12 protein-coding genes are annotated in these 17490 nt (G+C 39.1%); 3 read left to right on the forward strand and 9 right to left on the reverse strand.

Annotated features, from left to right (window positions below; translation table 11 throughout):
- The first annotated feature begins 258 nt into the window (after nt 1-258).
- Nucleotides 259-774, forward strand: coding sequence for a DsbA family protein (locus IGJ14_RS07870; RefSeq protein WP_019723107.1), 516 nt, complete (start codon nt 259-261; stop codon nt 772-774).
- Nucleotides 775-849: 75 nt separating this feature from the next.
- On the opposite strand, the gene IGJ14_RS07875 is transcribed toward IGJ14_RS07870, so the two are convergent.
- From IGJ14_RS07875 to uvrB, 9 genes are all read right to left on the reverse strand, one after another.
- Entirely contained in the window at nt 850-2553 is a 1704-nt protein-coding gene (locus IGJ14_RS07875) for a hypothetical protein (RefSeq protein ID WP_019723108.1), read from the reverse strand.
- Nucleotides 2554-2727: 174 nt separating this feature from the next.
- Nucleotides 2728-4431, reverse strand: coding sequence for a hypothetical protein (locus tag IGJ14_RS07880; RefSeq protein WP_019723109.1), 1704 nt, complete (start codon nt 4429-4431; stop codon nt 2728-2730).
- A gap of 203 nt (nt 4432-4634) precedes the next feature.
- The gene (gene whiA, locus IGJ14_RS07885) at nt 4635-5570 is read right to left on the reverse strand and encodes a DNA-binding protein WhiA (RefSeq protein ID WP_010735234.1); all 936 of its coding nucleotides are present in this window, start codon (nt 5568-5570) and stop codon (nt 4635-4637) included.
- Nucleotides 5571-5606: 36 nt separating this feature from the next.
- On the reverse strand, nt 5607-6602 hold the full coding sequence (locus IGJ14_RS07890) for a gluconeogenesis factor YvcK family protein (RefSeq protein ID WP_010735233.1): 996 nt from the start codon (nt 6600-6602) through the stop codon (nt 5607-5609).
- Entirely contained in the window at nt 6599-7483 is an 885-nt protein-coding gene (rapZ, locus tag IGJ14_RS07895; RefSeq protein WP_010735232.1) for an RNase adapter RapZ, read from the reverse strand. Before rapZ ends, IGJ14_RS07890 begins: the two co-directional genes overlap by 4 nt.
- 374 nt (nt 7484-7857) lie before the next feature.
- The gene (locus tag IGJ14_RS07900; protein ID WP_019723110.1) at nt 7858-8562 is read right to left on the reverse strand and encodes an amino acid racemase; all 705 of its coding nucleotides are present in this window, start codon (nt 8560-8562) and stop codon (nt 7858-7860) included.
- A 3-nt stretch (nt 8563-8565) separates the two neighbouring features.
- Nucleotides 8566-9831: a D-aspartate ligase gene (locus IGJ14_RS07905; RefSeq protein ID WP_195339193.1), complete on the reverse strand. Its 1266-nt coding sequence runs from the start codon at nt 9829-9831 to the stop codon at nt 8566-8568.
- A gap of 262 nt (nt 9832-10093) precedes the next feature.
- Nucleotides 10094-12913: an excinuclease ABC subunit UvrA gene (gene uvrA / locus IGJ14_RS07910; RefSeq protein WP_066025332.1), complete on the reverse strand. Its 2820-nt coding sequence runs from the start codon at nt 12911-12913 to the stop codon at nt 10094-10096.
- Between the two features lie 9 nt (nt 12914-12922).
- Nucleotides 12923-14917 carry an excinuclease ABC subunit UvrB gene (uvrB, locus tag IGJ14_RS07915; RefSeq protein ID WP_019723722.1) on the reverse strand — a complete coding sequence of 665 codons (1995 nt, stop codon included), beginning with the start codon at nt 14915-14917 and terminating at the stop codon, nt 12923-12925.
- 295 nt (nt 14918-15212) lie between these two features.
- Between uvrB and IGJ14_RS07920 the strand changes: the two genes are divergently transcribed.
- Entirely contained in the window at nt 15213-16706 is a 1494-nt protein-coding gene (locus IGJ14_RS07920; RefSeq protein ID WP_019723723.1) for an amino acid ABC transporter substrate-binding protein/permease, read from the forward strand.
- Nucleotide 16707: 1 nt separating this feature from the next.
- Nucleotides 16708-17445, forward strand: a complete 738-nt coding sequence (locus IGJ14_RS07925; protein ID WP_019723724.1) for an amino acid ABC transporter ATP-binding protein — start codon at nt 16708-16710, stop codon at nt 17443-17445.
- The last annotated feature ends 45 nt before the right edge of the window (nt 17446-17490 follow it).

The raw sequence follows: 17490 nt of genomic DNA on the forward strand, positions 1-17490 counted from the left end.
TTTATTATTATACCGTAAACGAACAAAGAAAACCTCCTAATTTTGAAAGAAAAATCACATGCTAAAGATATGACAGAAATGCTTCGACCAGAATCGACAGGTAGAAAATAAAAAAATAGCTTTTCCTTTCTTACAACTTTTAGCTTTTTAATCTAGGAAATGAGAGATTAACGATTCACACACACATTTATTTCTTTGAACAAATCATTGTCTTTTTTAGGGTAAAGTTATTACAATAGAATAAAGAGGTGTTAAAAAATGGATATTTCAATTATTGATGCAACAAAAACAAACAAAACTACTGGAATCATGTACGGAAACGAAGATGCACCAAAACAAATGATCGAATTTGTTAATCTTGCTTGTCCTTATTGTCGACAATGGTTTATCGAATCTTATGACATTTTAGAAGAGGCGGTTCAATCTGGAAGACTCTTACGAATCATCAAATTATTCGACAAAGAAAAACCTAGTTTACAAAAAGGAAATGTGATGCATCATCATATCACTACGACGGATGGAAAAGTCGCATTAAAACAAATCAAAGCGATTTTCGATGCGCAAGATGAATGGAAACAACTTGATTTAGACGGCATTGCCGAATATGCAACAGAAACACTTGGTTTAACCGAACAAGAAGACCAAGCAACTACTCAAGCAATCATCGATGAAGCAAATGCTGCTCACATCCAATTCGTCCCTACTGTAATCATCGATGAACATATCTTTGATGAATCGATCACACCAGAAGAATTGAGTGAATTGGTTAAATAATTCATCATTTGATCATTCCTTGATGGTTAAAATCAAAAATAGACCGAAAAGCGATTGGCTTTTTCGGTCTATTTTTTATCGTTGTAGTATCGAAGTATGTTTGGTTGAACGAAACTGTTGCGGCTTTTCTTGGAGGACCCGCTTGATATTCTCTACTTTTGCTTGTCGTTTGATTTCTTTTTCTATTTCCTTGAATTTTTTTAGTTTCTCCACATCATTTTTTCGTTCACTGATTTTTTTTATGCTCATTTTATTATTGCGCTTCGAGATGACTCGAACTGACTCTATACTTACCCCATGTTTCATGGCATTAGTGACCCTATCGAGATACCTAGCATCTGCAAGGATCGCTGATTTTTGTTCATCTGTAATTCTATGCTTTTTGTTAGATAATCTTGTCAGTCTTTTCAATGATCGCCTTTTACTGATGACTAATGATTTTTTTACCGAAAGTAGCTGCGCAATTTGGCTGTTTGTTTTTCCTTCCCCTATCATCCGCTTAACATCCTGCGTTTGTTGCTCTGTCAAATAACTATTTGTCCGTTTTTTTATATTGGGATAGTTTACTAGATCCGCTTGAAACGTGATTTGATAGATATTGGTCAAATTCGTATTGAATTGCTTTGCGATAGCTTCTGTCTTCTCCCCGTTATTAAGCTTCGTTAAAATCAGGTGATTTCTAATTGCACAAGTTTTATGGTGATCCAAGTTAAGAGAGAGACCAATTTCGGCCATTGATTTCCCTTTTTTTAATTCCTCCATAAATTTGGCACATGCTTCAACTGAAAACGACGTTAGTGGCTCAGTTTTATTCTCTTTCTTATCTTTTTTCATGGGTTGTTGTACTGCCTGATTATGATAAACGACTTTCTGTAGGGCAGTAGTTTTCATATTGAACTTTCTAGCTAAGATACTTGCTTTGATTCCATCCTCGCGATAATACAAAATCCGCTGATTCCTAAGTTTTCTTAGTTCATCCACAGGTGTATAAAATCGTTTGCTGATTTCTGCTAGTGGCTGCTTTTGCTCGAATGCTTGTTCAATATGACGCGTACGTGTCCGAATCACAAATTTTTGGTTGATATTCAATTGCTGGGCAACGATTCTTGTTGGCTTTCCTTGTTCTAAGCTCGCGACAATTGCTTGTTCTTGTCGATTGATATTTTTTAGCCATTTCTTACTTTCTTTTGTGACATGACCTTGCAAGGCAAGTGGTTGGCTAATTTTCTGACGAATACGTAAAACATCTTCAACGGATAATCGAAAAGTAGTGGCAACATCTTCTGGATGAGTCATTTGTAATCGTCTTAAAATGGCTTGTTCTCGTATCTTTTCTACACTACTCTCTGCCAATTTCCACCTGTGCGCAACTTCTTTGATGGTCAATTTTTGAACTAACTTTTTCTCGATCATATGATTTCGAATAGTAAGTATCTGTTGATGCTCCATATGTAGCTTTTTAGCGAGATCATTCTTTGAAGCACCGTTTATTAGATGATGTTTGATATAGTTATTGCGTACCTCTCGAATTTGATCTAGCGACATATTCAATCGGTGAGCGATTATTTCCATACGCGTACCTTTTTTGATCTGTCGTATAATTTCTCTTTTTATAACGAATCTGACCTGCCAAAGAGTAAGGTGATGTTTTTTTATGATATATACGTTCGTTTTGCGATGTCTTATTTCCGCTAATACGTCTTGTTTTTTTTCAATTGCTTGCGTACGTATTTGAAATCTTCTTTTGGATGTCACTACCTGTTTTTCATAATCACTCATTTACAGTTTCCTCCTAACTTGTTTGTTTCATTCTCTCGTTATAGGAGTATTTCTTTGATCGATCTTTCTTTTTTTTAACATATGCTAAAAAGAGATCAAAGGAATGATTCTACTTCGTCTTGATCAAAAAGAGGGCTAATGCTCTTTAGAATACTGTCCATTACTCGTATCTATTTATTCACGTTGTGTCATCAATTTCGTTTTTGGCATTTTTTCTTTTTGAATAATTTGCTGAATATTGCGGATTTTCGCTTCTTCTTTTACCTTAGTAAGTAGTTCATCCATCTTTTGTAGTGCCTTCATTTTTGCTGTTTTTCGTTTTTCTTGGATTTCTCTCCCCTTGATTTCTTCAAACCTAGTAGCCAAAACGCGGATGGTCGACTCACTCACCCCTGATTTCGAAGAATTCACAAATGGAGTCATGTAGTTTAGGTCTTGCATGATCTGCTTTTTTTGTTCTTTTGTGACTCGATGCTTCATCTTGATTGTTCCTTTTTGTGATTTCATTTTTGTTTGCACACATCTGACCAACGAGTCTTTGATTCCTAGTACTTCAGAGATTTCTCTGATCGTCATCTTGCGATTGAGGCAGTTTCTAACTGTTTGCACTTGTTCAGGTGTCAAATAATCTAAAGTACGTCGCTTGATATTGGGAAATTCTGCCAGATTTGCTCGGAAAATAACTTCACGAACATTTTTGATATCCATTTTGAATTCTTCTGCGACCGCTTGAGTGGATTCTCCACTGTTCAATTTTGTTAATATCCCATGATTTCTCACTTTATAGATCAGGGGAACGATTACTCCTAATTCTTTTCCCAAAGCCTTCGTTATTTTTGTTTCTTTGATTCGTTTCAGAATTTCTCGTCTTGTCTCATCAGATACTACTGAAATATCAAATGTTTTTCGAGAGCTTGCTGTAGTATGATCAAGCTTACTAGAAGCATTATTCCGACACAAAATCGATCCAACTCTGGATAATGACACATTAAATCTTTTTGAAAGAAGACTACTCGTTTTCCCTTGATCGCTTTGTATCAATAGACGAACATCTCTTAGTCGATAGAGTTCCTCGATTCCAATGTGGAATCGCTGACTGATTTCTTGGCCAGTCTGTCCAGCTTCGAATGATTTTTCAATTTCACGATTACGGATATCAATGACTGCTCGTTGACTGATCTTTAATTCTTGTGCTACAGCTTTTGTTGTTTTGCTTTCTTCAAGTAAACTTAGTACCTTCGCTTTGCGTTCCTCTAATTGATCCAAGAGATTTTTGTTCGCGGGAGACAACTCTTTTGTCTTATTATTTGATTCTAGCGAACGTTGCTTGATCAAAAATACTTGTTCCATTGATAAATTGAAATCTCTGGCAATTTCTTCAGGATGTTGTTCTTTCAATCGTTCGATAATCTGTTCATTTCTGATTGAACGAATTTTATTGACTGATAACTGTGAATCTTTTGCTACTTCTGTTACACTCGATCCTTTTATCAATTCAGTGGCAATCCTTTTATTGCGAATCTGCAAGATTTGTTTTTCACTCATCTGAAATTCAGCTGCTAATGCTGCTATCTCTCCGTTTTTTGCTAATGCGGTATAAATATAATCATTTCGATACTTACGAACTTGTGAGACTGTCAATTTCAACCGATAGGCAATTGTTTTTTGGCTTTTTTGCCCGATAATCTCTTGGATTGCCAGCTTTTTCTTGGTTGAATAGAGGCGCTCTCTGCTGATTTGATACTTGTTCATGATGTCTTTTTCCAACTGACCTGATATTAACTCACGATAAATGGCTTGATCACGCTTTTCTTTTAGCTCTCTTGTAGGATATAGCTCATCTATTTTACGTTTCTTACTTTTATGTGCTTCTTCCATAATGCAATCTCCTCCTCACTATCACTAATTTACATTCATTATAAGTACCTAAACTTTAGATTCATGCCCATTTTTAAGAAAAAGAAAAAAAAGTGGTCTGACATCTATCCTCTTGCTTCGATGAACCCTAAAAGCAAAAGACAAATTAGTCAAACCACAATATGTTTATATTTCGATTAAATGAACAATAAATTCATTGTTCGTTAGGATGCTTGTTCCTTTAATTTTTCAGCAAATTCGTTGATTTTTCGAATCCGATGATTGATCCCTGATTTCGAGATCGCTCCGGATGGGATCATTTCTCCTAGTTCTTTTAAACTGACTTCAGGATGTTGCAAGCGTAATTCAGCAATCTCTTGTAACTTTTCCGGAAGTGCTTGTAAACCCACTCGTGCTTCGATCAATTCAATATTTTCAATCTGCTTTGATGCTGCATCAATGGTTTTGTTCAGGTTAGCCGTCTCACAATTGACTAATCGGTTCACTGAATTTCTCATATCACGCACGATCCGCACGTCTTCAAAACGTAACATCGAATTGGTTGCGCCAATCAGAGTCAAGAAATCAGCAATTTTTTCGGCCCCTTTTAAATAAGAGATATAGCCATTACGTCTTTCTAGTGTACGCGCGTGTAAACCATAGTAATTCAACATATTACAAATATCTTGGTTATGTTGTTCGTAGATCGAATAAATCTCTAAGTGATAACGACTTGTTTCCGGGTTATTGACTGAACCCGACGCCATAAATGCGCCACGTAAATATGAACGCATCTTTTGTGCATTTCCCATGATCTCATCGGAAACATGCCCATTGAACATCATGCCATCCATGATATCCAGATCCATCAATACATTTTTTGTTCCTTGTTTCAAGCGAACAATGTAGACATTATTCTTCTTTAATTTCATTTTCTTGCGTACGAGCAGTTCGCTTCGTACTTGATAATGATCTTTTAAAAGTGAGTAGATCCGTCGAGCAATTGCGGCGTTTTCTGTCTGTACATTCAAGATGAATTGCTGGTTGACGATTCCAAGTGAGCCATTCATTCGTAATAACGCGGCTAATTCCGCTTTTGCATGTTCTCGATGGACTTCCAAACCAGTCAATTCCTTCTTGACTTCAGCTGCAAATGACACGTTATCCACCTCCTTTTCACAAAATTTTTCCTTTAATTACTTTGAGCCAAAGACGATACGAAATAGTTCTTCGACTACCTTTTCACCATCATGGAAGACCCCGCCATTTTTCAACTCTAAAAAGTCTGTCGAGATGACCCGACAATTTTCTTCTCTTAAGCCATTAAAATCATGTGCTACTTGGACAAGGTATTCATCGTAGATTTCCGGGTCCATGTAATCTTTGGGAACTTTTTCTGTATTGACTAAAACAGTATCGATAAAGGGTTGGTCTAAATGTTGATGCAACACACGAATATGGTCTGCATCTGAAAAATGTTCTGTTTCCCCTTTTTGTGTCATGATATTACAAATGTACACGACCTCTGCTTTCGTTTGAAGCATGGCTTCACCAACTTCTGGTATGACTAAGTTAGGAAGAATACTCGTGAACAAGCTTCCCGGCCCTAAGACGACCATATCTGCTTCCATGATCGCAGAAACGACTTTGCGGCCTGCTTTGGCTTCACTTTCGTCTTCTGTATTACGCACGAATACCCGATCGATCGTTTTGCGGTCAAGAGCGATTTTAGATTCTCCGATCGCTGTCGTTCCATCTTTGAAGACCGCATGTAAGGTCAACGGCGTTTCAGAAGAGGGATAGATGTGACCATCCACGTGCATCATTCGAGACAATAGTTGTACTGCTTCATAAGTACTCCCTCTCATTTCAGCAACTGCCGCAATGATCAAGTTACCAATGGTATGATTGGCTAAAAATTGGTCTTCTTTTTTGAAGCGGTACTGAAAGATATCTTCGTAAAATTGAGGCATATCAGATAGCGAGACTAACACATTTCTTAAATCTCCTGGAGGAGCCATCGCAATCGACTGGCGAATCTCACCACTACTACCGCCATCATCTGCGACGGTCACGATTGCCGTGATATCGGCTCCTTGATTACGCAGACTTTTCAAAATAACAGGTAAGCCTGTACCGCCTCCGACTACAACGATTTTGGGTTTTCGAATTCGGTAAGTTTTCATTTTCATGAGCGGTTCACCGTCTCTTTGCGCTTATCTTTGTCACGATGAGTTACATTGACTTTATATGTTTCACTAAGCGCTTGAGATAATCTTTCTGTTAAAGCAACTGAACGGTGTTGTCCACCCGTACAGCCAATTGCTACAGTCAAACTGCTTTTTCCTTCTTTGATATATCCTGGCATAACTGTCTTTAATAAATCAAGGAATTTCAAATAAAATAATTCTGTTTCGTCAAAGGACATGACGTAATCATAGACTGGTTTATCTTTCCCAGTCAATGGTCTTAAATCAGCGATATAATGAGGGTTCGGTAAAAAGCGAACATCCATCACAATATCTGAATCAATCGGTAATCCATATTTGAAACCAAACGAAACAAACTCGATGCGAAATCCTTGATCATCTTTTGTTTTAAATGTTTGATTGATTTTTTCACGTAGTTGTCGTGGAGTTAAAGTCGTCGTATCAATAATGACCGAAGCTTGTGCTTTGATGTCATTTAAAATCGCCCGTTCCTTACGAATACCTTCCGTTACTAGACCATCCATCGCCATCGGATGTGTTCTTCTGGTTTCTTTATAACGAGCAACCAACTCTTCATCAGAAGCATCTAAAAATAAGACAGAGGTATCGATGAAATTTGTGTTTTCGATCTCGATCAACATACTTTGGATCTCTTCAAAGAAAGAGCGTGAACGTAGATCCACACCAAGTGCCATTTTTGTGACTTTCCCAGATTCCTTGATCAGTTCCCAGAATTTTGGGATCAGTGTTGGGGGCATATTATCGATACAAAAGTACCCCATATCTTCAAAGCTTTGAATGGCCACAGTTTTACCTGCACCGCTCATTCCTGTAATGATTACTAGTTCTAAATTATCAGCCATACGTATGGCCTCCTCTCTCGTTCTCCTATAAAATTATATCATCCCGGGCGTATCATTGCTAGTTTGAATTCGATTTCTTTTGATTTTATTCAAAGACTGTGAAGTAAAAATAAATCACTTCATAATAAGCGCGAAAAGTGAGGGGACAGTAGTCCTCTCGCACATTCTAAAAACGAATAAACGGCGAGAACAAAAGTACCCTCTTCGGAAATAAGGCGCCATCCACAAAAATTTGAAGAACAATTTTCGTGGATGGCGTCTTATTTCTCGAGGGGAAACATTTCTGTCTCTAACTCTTTTCGCGCTAATTTATAGGAGCTGAACCCCTGTGGATCAAACTCAGCCCACAACTATTATTACACTCAAAACGTATCTTACTTTCGAGCAGATAGTGCCATCTCGATTGTTCGATCAGCTAATATCGACTGCGCATCGATCACAGGATAAGGATTATCGGAGGCAACTTCTTGCATCAAAGACAATTCTGTACAGCCTAAGATGATCTTTTCACATGCCAATCGTTGAACGACTTCTTCTAAAATCTCAAAATAAAGTTCTTTGTTCAAGCGATCCGCTTCTTTGATTTCATGATAAATCAAGTAGTTCACTTTTTCTTGTAGTTCTTGGTCAGGAATCACCACGTCAAATCCTAACGCTTTGATTTCTTTTTCGTAAACGCCGGCAAGAATACTTCCTTGAGTTGCTAAAACAGCTACTTTACCCGTTGTTTTTTGACGGACAAGCTCTTTTGCCGCTTCTCGTGGCATATGCAAAATCGGAATCGTCGTCTCAGCTTGTAAGTCATCAAAAAAGTAATGAGCTGTATTACAAGTCAACACAATGAAATTCGGTTGTAGTAAATTTTGTTTTTTGACATCCTCAACTAAATAAGGGACAGGATTTTCTTTTGTTTGATCCAAAATGTAGGCCGTTCGATCAGGAACTGTCGCATGATTGAACAATACATAGTTCAAATAATCCTGATCTTTGGCGGCTTTGACACGATGATTGATCAAGCGGACAAAGCTTTCCGTTGCCATCGTTCCCATCCCACCTAAGATGCTGAAAAAATTCTCCATGAACTAGCCTTCTTTCGAATGAAAGTATTTTTTAAATCTTGGAATATAGTTTCGGAACATATAAGTCATCAATACCCAGCGTTTAAGTGAATGATCTTTCTCATAAAACACAGTCGTTCCATAGCGTTTTTCTTTGATCAACTGCAAGGCACGTTGTTTTTGTTCGTTCTCTTTGGCATAAGTCAAAAAGACTTTTTTAGGCACGCCAAGCCATAGCTTCGCTTGGTCTGATTGGTTCGTTCCGTAGGTCGTTTCCACGAATGGCACACCAAAGACACGGTCTTCTGTTAGAAAACGTGCTAAATTCAGGCCATTGAGCGTAACAAAGAAACTACTTCTTCCTTGACGAAGATTGATCTCAAATAATTTATATTCCCCATCTCGTGGGTCATATTTCATGTCGAAGTTTGCAAAACCAGTGTACTCGATTTTTTCTAGAAATGCTTTGATCGTTTGGTAGATCTTCTCGTTATAGTCAGGCATGATCACCACATAGTTTCCGATAGACGCTGGTGTTGGGTCTTCAAGTAATGGATGTCCTAGACACATCATTCGTACTTGATGCTGGTCATCAACGTAGGCATTCAAGACACGCATATTGCTGTCATCCCCAGGAATAAAATCTTGTGCGATCATTTCGCTCGTATAACCTGCTTCATAGATCCGACCTAACATCAAATCAAATTCCTCGCGATTATCAATAATAAACGCTTTTTTTCGTCCCTCAAATTGGACAGATAAATATTCCACACTATTTGCCGGTTTTAGTGCTACAGGAAAATTGAAAGGTAACTCTTGTTCTAAGCGGCCATTGTTCAACATTTCTTTTCGAATGATCAATGTTTTGGGATAAGGTAACTGATATTCTTCACATATCTCATAAAAACTCACTTTATTCACTAATCGCTCGAAAAGTGAATAATCGATATAAGGACATATAAAAGTTTCAGACAGCTCCTCTTTATGCTGAGATATCAACTCGGCATATCCATCGCCACAAGCTATCAGTAAATATTTTTTATTTTTATCCGTATATTTTTCTTTTGCTAAACGTCTCATCGTCTCTATAAAAACCGGATCTTGATCAAATCCTGGAATCACTTCAACGTTTACGATTTTGCTATAGCGGGTAGGCGCTAATTGATTCGACGCATAGGATTGACAAACTGTGTCATATGCCTCGTGAAATGAACGGGCCATACCATAAACGTTCATATCGCTACCTAATAAAATAGGGATAAATTCATTTTTTTCATTACTGTTCATCATTATCTCTCACTAACTTAATAATCTCTTGTTTTTTCTTTTACAATTACACAAGGAATATCATACCATAAAGAAAAAAGCAATCAAAGGAATCTCCTCCGATTGCTCAATTCTTTTTTGAACGGATTGAACTTATAGGAAGTTTTTATCTATACCAATAAGTGTAGAAAGAACTACCATATAAAATATTCTAGAATACTCATGAAAAGAAAACAATACATATTGTATTCTTTTAATATTTTTTTAACTATCATCATCACTTTTATTATTTTTCCATGATTCTTTTCAAATAATGTCCTGTATAGCTTTCTTTGACTTTCACTAATTCCTCTGGTGTACCAGTCGCTAGGATCGTACCGCCACCTTCGCCACCTTCAGGTCCTAGATCGATCAAATGATCCGCTGTTTTGATGACGTCTAAATTGTGTTCAATGACTAACACAGTATTTCCTGCATCAACCAATCGTTGCAAAACATGCAATAAACGAGCAATGTCATCAGTGTGAAGCCCTGTAGTCGGCTCATCTAAAATATAAAAATTCTTCCCATTAGAAATTTTGTGCAGTTCACTCGCAAGTTTCATTCGTTGCGCTTCTCCACCGGACAATGTCGTTGCTGGTTGTCCCATCGTGACGTAGCCTAAGCCAACATCAACGATCGTTTGTAGTTTTCGATGGATCTTAGGGATCGGTTGGAAAAACTCAACGGCATCTTCAACCGTCATCTCTAAGATATCCGCAATACTTTTTCCTTTGTAATGAACTTCTAGTGTTTCTGAGTTATAACGTTTCCCATGACAGACTTCGCATGGGACATACACATCTGGTAAGAAATGCATTTCGATTTTGATGATCCCATCCCCGCGGCAAGCTTCACAGCGTCCACCTTTCACGTTGAAACTGAAACGACCTTTTTTGTAGCCACGCATCTTCGCTTCATTAGTTTGAGCAAACAGATCACGGATATCATCAAAGACACTCGTATAAGTCGCCGGATTACTTCTTGGTGTCCGACCAATCGGGCTTTGATCGATATCAATGATTTTTTCGATTCCTTCATAACCAGTTATCGTTTTGAACTTTCCTGGTTTGGCTGAATTACGATTGATTTTTTGTGCTAATGCCTTCTTCAAGATACTGTTCACAAGCGTACTTTTCCCTGAACCAGAGACTCCAGTGACCGCCACGAACTCACCCAAAGGAAACTCGACGGACACGTTTTTCAAGTTGTTTTCTGTCGCACCTGTGATCTTGATCGCTTTTCCTGTACCTTTTCGTCTTGTTTCAGGAACAGGGATCGATTTTTTGCCAGACAGATATTGTCCGGTCAATGAATGTTTATCCTTCGCAACTTGAGCTGGCGTTCCAGCAGAAACGATCTCGCCACCTTGATGTCCCGCACCAGGCCCAACATCGATCAAATAATCAGCTGCACGCATCGTATCTTCATCATGTTCCACAACCACTAAGGTATTGCCAAGATCACGCATTTTCTTCAATGAACCGATCAAGCGATCATTGTCCCGTTGATGCAAGCCAATGGAAGGCTCATCTAAGATATAAAGAACTCCCGATAGATTTGAACCAATTTGTGTGGCTAAACGAATCCGTTGCGCTTCTCCACCTGATAAAGTGCCCGAAGCACGACTAAGTGTCAAATAATCAAGACCCACATTTTCTAAAAATGACAAACGATCATTGACTTCTTTTAGAATCGGACGAGCAATGACTTTTTCTTGCTCTGATAACGTTAGATTTTCAAAAAATTCAACGGCATGTTGGATCGACAACTCATTCGTCTGACCAATATTCGTACCATTGATCTGTACGGATAAAGCTTGTGGATTCAATCGGTAACCGTCACAAGTCTTACACGTCAATTCTGTCATGTAAAGACGCATTTGCTCTCTCGTAAAATCGCTGTTCGTATCATGGTAGCGACGTTTGATATTGGTCATCACCCCTTCAAATGACGTTTCAACATCTCTCACTCCGCCAAAATCATTTTCGTAGTGGAAATGGAAGGGCTCTGAGGTACCATTCAACACGATTTCTTGATGTTCAATAGGTAAGTCTTCAAATGGTGTATCCATATCGATGCCATAACTTTCGCAAGCTTGAGCCAGCATTTGTGGATAATATTGCGAACTGATGGGATTCCAAGGGAGGATTGCTCCTTCGTTCAATGTTTTTGTTTTATCTGGGATCACTAGATCGATATCGACTTCTAATTTGACACCCAAACCATCACAATCCGGACATGCGCCAAATGGTGCATTGAAAGAAAATAAGCGCGGTTCTAATTCTCCCACTGTAAACCCACAGTACGGACACGCATAATGTTCGCTAAAGAGCATTTCTTCTTCCCCGATCACATCGATCAGTACATAGCCATCCGCTAAACGAAGCGCTGCTTCGATAGAATCGAATAAACGAGAGCGGACGCCTTCTTTGACCACGATGCGGTCAATCACGATCGCGATATCGTGTTTTTTATTTTTCTCTAATTCAGGTACTTCGCTAACGTCATAGGTTTCTCCGTCTACACGAACACGAACATACCCTTCTTTTTGGACACGTTCAAATACTTTTTTGTGTTGTCCTTTTTTCTTTACCACGATCGGTGCTAAAATTTGGATCTTCGTCCGATCAGGCAGTTCTAGCACTTTGTCCACCATTTGTTCGACGGATTGACTGGTGATCTCGATATGGTCATTTGGACAGATCGGATGACCGACCCGAGCAAACAACAAACGTAAATAATCATTGATCTCTGTGACTGTCCCTACGGTAGAACGAGGGTTTTTACTGGTTGTTTTTTGATCGATCGAGATTGCTGGGCTAAGTCCATCAATACTATCGACATCCGGTTTATCCATTTGCCCCAAAAATTGACGGGCATACGCAGATAAACTTTCGACATATCGGCGTTGTCCCTCTGCGTATAATGTGTCAAAAGCAAGTGAACTTTTCCCTGAACCGGATAATCCGGTGACGACCACGAATTTATCACGTGGGATCGTCACATCGATATTCTTCAAATTGTGCGCTCTTGCGCCATGAATAATAATTTTATCGTTAGCCATGTTTACCCCCTACTCAGATGCTTTTAATTCAAGAATCATATCACGCACATTGGCTGCGGTCTCGAAATCCAATGCTTTCGCTGCATCTTTCATTTCTTTTTCTAGTTTCATCAATAGTGTTGCTTTTTCTTCTCTTGTCATCTCTTCATAAGAAACTTGTACCGTTTCTTTTGCATCATCTTCTGATTCTTTCGTAATCGAGATCAAGTCTCGGATTTCTTTGATGATCGTTTTCGGAACGATGCCATGTTCCTCATTGTATTGTTGCTGGATACTACGACGTCTTGACGTTTCGTCCATGGCCAAACGCATAGAATCAGTGACTCTGTCCGCATACATGATGACTTTACCTTCTGAGTTACGTGCCGCACGTCCGATGGTTTGGACTAACGAACGTTCACTTCGCAAGAACCCTTCTTTATCGGCATCTAAAATAGCAACTAACGATACTTCAGGGACATCTAATCCTTCACGTAGTAAGTTGATACCAACTAATACATCGAACTCACCTAAACGAAGGTCGCGAATGATCTCTGTTCGTTCTAATGTTTTGATATCACTATGCAAGTATTTCACTTTGATCCCTAGCTCTTTGAAGTAATCGGTCAAGTCTTCTGACATCTTTTTCGTCAACGTGGTCACGAACACCCGTTGATCTTTTTCGACCCGTTCATTGATTTCACCTACTAGATCATCGATTTGACCCATGATCGGTCGTACTTCGATGACTGGGTCTAATAATCCTGTTGGTCGAATGATTTGTTGGACCACTGTATCTGTTTGTTCGTACTCATAAGGTCCAGGAGTAGCAGAAACATAGACGATCTGGTTGACATGTTTCTCAAATTCTTCTAGACGTAAAGGACGGTTATCTAGTGCAGATGGCAAGCGGAAGCCATAATCGACTAGCATTTGTTTTCTCGCACGGTCTCCGTTATACATTCCACGGATCTGTGGCATCGTCACATGAGATTCATCAATGACCATCAGCGCATCCTCAGGGAAGAAATCTAATAACGTATACGGCGGTTCGCCTTCTTTACGACCATCCATATGACGTGAATAGTTTTCGATCCCAGAAGTATAGCCCATCTCTAACATCATCTCGATGTCATAGTTCGTCCGTTGTTCTAAGCGTTGCGCCTCTAGTAATTTGTTCTCATTACGTAACACAGTCAATCGTTGTTCCAGTTCTGCTTTGATATTTGCGACCGCATGTTCCATATGATCGTCATCGGTCACAAAGTGAGTAGCTGGGAAAATAGCGACGTGCTCTGTTTCGCCTAATACTTCACCTGTCAACGCATTCACTTCACGGATTCTTTCGACCTCATCACCAAAAAATTCCACGCGTAATGCTCGCTCATCACGTGAAGCTGGAAAGATCTCCACGACATCACCACGCACTCGAAAACGACCGCGCTGAAAATCAATATCGTTTCGCTCAAATTGGATGCTGACTAGATCTCGGATCAATTGATTACGGTCCATCTCCGCACCTTGTCTGATCGACACGACTTGTTTTTGATATTCGAATGGTGAACCTAATCCAAAAATACAAGAAACCGAAGCAATCACGATCACGTCATTTCGTTCTAACAATGAACTTGTGGCGGAATGACGCAATTTATCGATTTCATCGTTGACACTTGAATCTTTTTCAATGTACGTATCACTCGAAGGTACATAGGCTTCTGGTTGATAATAATCATAGTAAGAAACAAAATATTCGACCGCATTATTCGGAAAGAACTCTTTGAATTCCCCATATAATTGGCCAGCTAGTGTCTTATTATGTGCAATGATCAAAGTTGGTTTATTTACTTTTTCGATCAAATTAGATATCGTATAGGTTTTCCCTGTTCCGGTCGCACCTAATAAAATCTGCGCTTTTTTACCCTCATTTACACCTTCGACCAACTGCTTGATCGCTTCTGGTTGATCGCCGGCTGGTTGGTATTTTGACACCAACTCAAAATGACGGGAGGTATCTCTTTCAATCATTGTTCGTCCTCCTTTTCGTTCATTCCTTCTCTCATTTCATCAAAAAAAAGAAAAGGAAAGCAAAGGCATTCCTTGTTCTTCTATTATATCACGGCGAACATACTTTCGCCAATTGAAAGTTTCAGATCTTAAAGGTCATCTCTTCCTTTTATCGTATGTCATATTTTCTTACATACCATGTAACAAACCGCTACTTTTTTGAATTATTTTTTCTTGGAATCTTGTGTTAGGAATATCTTTTCGCCTATAATAGTTAAATATTGGAAATTATCGAAATTTATATAGGAGGTTATTTATGAAAAAAAGAAACATGTTACAGACATTCCTTTTCATAATGACAGGACTTGTTACATTCGCTCTGCACACGCCTGTGCAAGCTGATGAGACGCAATCGACTACAGCAACTAGCGAGACGATGCAAAAAATAGAACCTAAAAAAGACGTTTATGTGATTGCAAGTGATTCGGCCTTCGCTCCATTCGAGTATCAAAATGCGGATGGCGAATATGTGGGGATCGATGTCAGCTTAATGGAAGCTATCTCAGAAATGCATGGATTCAATATCCGCATGGACTTCCGCGGTTTCTCTGCTGCGTTACAAGCATTGGAATCTGGACAAGCAGATGGAATGATCGCGGGGATGACGATTACCGATGAACGTAAAAAAACGTTTGATTTTTCAGACCCTTATTTCCAAAGTGGTATCCAAATCGCAGTCAAAAAAGGCAATACTTCGATCAAGTCTTATGAAGACTTAGATGGAAAAACAGTCGGTGCGAAAGTCGGTACCGAAAGTGCAGATTTCTTGGTCGCTAACCAAGAGAAATACGGCTACGAAATCAAATATTTCGATGCTGCAGATCAGCTATATGACAGTTTGAGAGTCGGAGCAATTGACGCAATGATGGATGACTATCCAGTAATCGGTTATGCGATCAAAAATGGTCAGGAATTAGAAACGCCGATCGAACGAGAAACTGGTGGCTCTTATGGTTTCGCAGTGAAAAAAGGCGAAAATCCTGAATTATTACAAATGTTCAACGAAGGATTAAAAGAATTAAAACGAACAGGTCAATATGATGAGATCATCAATCAATACATCTCTACAGACGAAAGTGCAGCAGCACCAGCTGTTGATGAATCGACATTGACTGGCTTGATCCAAAACAATTACAAAGCGCTATTGAAAGGCTTATGGCAAACGATCCTATTAACCTTGATCTCATTTGCACTAGCTTTAGTTGTCGGCGTAATCTTCGGTCTTTTCAGTGTTTCACCGATCCGCGCCTTACGAACAGTTGCCAGCATCTATGTAGATATCATTCGTGGAATCCCGATGATGGTACTTGCTTTCTTCATCTTTTTCGGTCTACCAAGTATCGTCGGCTTTACGATTCCTGACTTTATTGCAGGGATCATCACATTGACCTTGAACGCGAGTGCCTATATCGCTGAAATCGTACGCGGCGGGATCAACGCTGTTCCTACAGGACAAATGGAAGCTTCACGAAGTTTAGGTCTGTCTTATAACCGTACGATGCAAAAAATCATTTTACCACAAGCATTTAAAATCATGATTCCATCGTTTGTCAACCAATTCGTGATCTCATTGAAAGATACGACGATCATTTCAGCGATTGGTGTGGTCGAGTTGCTACAAACTGGACGAATCATCGTTGCTCGGACCACTCAAAGTACGTATGTTTACTTGATCATCGCAGTAATGTACTTGATCTTGATCACTGCATTGACGAAATTCGCGAAAGTTTTAGAAAAGAAGGTGAAATAAGATGACAGAAAAAATCTTAGTCGAACATCTTGTAAAAAAATATGGAGACAACACTGTCTTGAACGACATCAACGTGTCGATCAATGAAGGCGATGTTGTTTGTGTGATCGGACCTTCTGGTTCAGGTAAAAGTACTTTTTTACGTTGTTTGAACCGTTTAGAAGATCCGACATCCGGTGATATCATCATTGATGGTGCTCATTTGATGGATAAAAACACAGATATCAACTTAGTAAGACAACATATTGGCATGGTATTCCAGCATTTCAATCTTTTCCCACATCTTTCTGTGTTGGAAAACATCGTTTTAGCACCGATGGATCTAAAGAAACTCTCTCGTGAGGAAGCAGAGAAAAAAGCAATCAAATTGTTAGAAACAGTTGGTTTAGAAGACAAAAAAGATATGTACCCAGATAACTTATCTGGTGGACAAAAACAACGGGTTGCTATCGCTCGTGCATTAGCTATGAATCCCGATATCATGCTCTTTGATGAACCTACTTCAGCCTTGGACCCAGAAATGGTCGGCGATGTATTGAATGTCATGAAAAAATTAGCGAAACAAGGAATGACTATGGTCATCGTGACACATGAAATGGGCTTTGCTAAAGAAGTCGCTAACCGTGTCATGTTTATAGATGGCGGCAACTTCCTTGAAGATGGCACACCACAACAAATCTTTGAAAATCCGCAAAATGAACGAACGAAAGATTTCTTGGATAAAGTATTAGATATCTGATCGACTAAAAAAAGCCTCTAAGAACGTCTGGAAAAACCAAGCGTC

This window comes from Enterococcus sp. DIV1304_2 (assembly GCF_050555445.1).
GTDB classification, from domain to species: domain Bacteria; phylum Bacillota; class Bacilli; order Lactobacillales; family Enterococcaceae; genus Enterococcus_B; species Enterococcus_B pernyi.

Coding starts and splice junctions, on each gene's coding strand:
- IGJ14_RS07870 (WP_019723107.1), top strand. CDS start 259: ATGGATATTTCAATTATTGATGCAACAAAAACAAACAAAACTACTGGA.
- IGJ14_RS07875 (WP_019723108.1), bottom strand. CDS start 2,553: ATGAGTGATTATGAAAAACAGGTAGTGACATCCAAAAGAAGATTTCAA.
- IGJ14_RS07880 (WP_019723109.1), bottom strand. CDS start 4,431: ATGGAAGAAGCACATAAAAGTAAGAAACGTAAAATAGATGAGCTATAT.
- IGJ14_RS07890 (WP_010735233.1), bottom strand. CDS start 6,602: ATGAAAATGAAAACTTACCGAATTCGAAAACCCAAAATCGTTGTAGTC.
- rapZ (WP_010735232.1), bottom strand. CDS start 7,483: ATGGCTGATAATTTAGAACTAGTAATCATTACAGGAATGAGCGGTGCA.
- IGJ14_RS07900 (WP_019723110.1), bottom strand. CDS start 8,562: ATGGAGAATTTTTTCAGCATCTTAGGTGGGATGGGAACGATGGCAACG.
- IGJ14_RS07905 (WP_195339193.1), bottom strand. CDS start 9,831: ATGATGAACAGTAATGAAAAAAATGAATTTATCCCTATTTTATTAGGT.
- uvrA (WP_066025332.1), bottom strand. CDS start 12,913: ATGGCTAACGATAAAATTATTATTCATGGCGCAAGAGCGCACAATTTG.
- uvrB (WP_019723722.1), bottom strand. CDS start 14,917: ATGATTGAAAGAGATACCTCCCGTCATTTTGAGTTGGTGTCAAAATAC.
- IGJ14_RS07920 (WP_019723723.1), top strand. CDS start 15,213: ATGAAAAAAAGAAACATGTTACAGACATTCCTTTTCATAATGACAGGA.
- IGJ14_RS07925 (WP_019723724.1), top strand. CDS start 16,708: ATGACAGAAAAAATCTTAGTCGAACATCTTGTAAAAAAATATGGAGAC.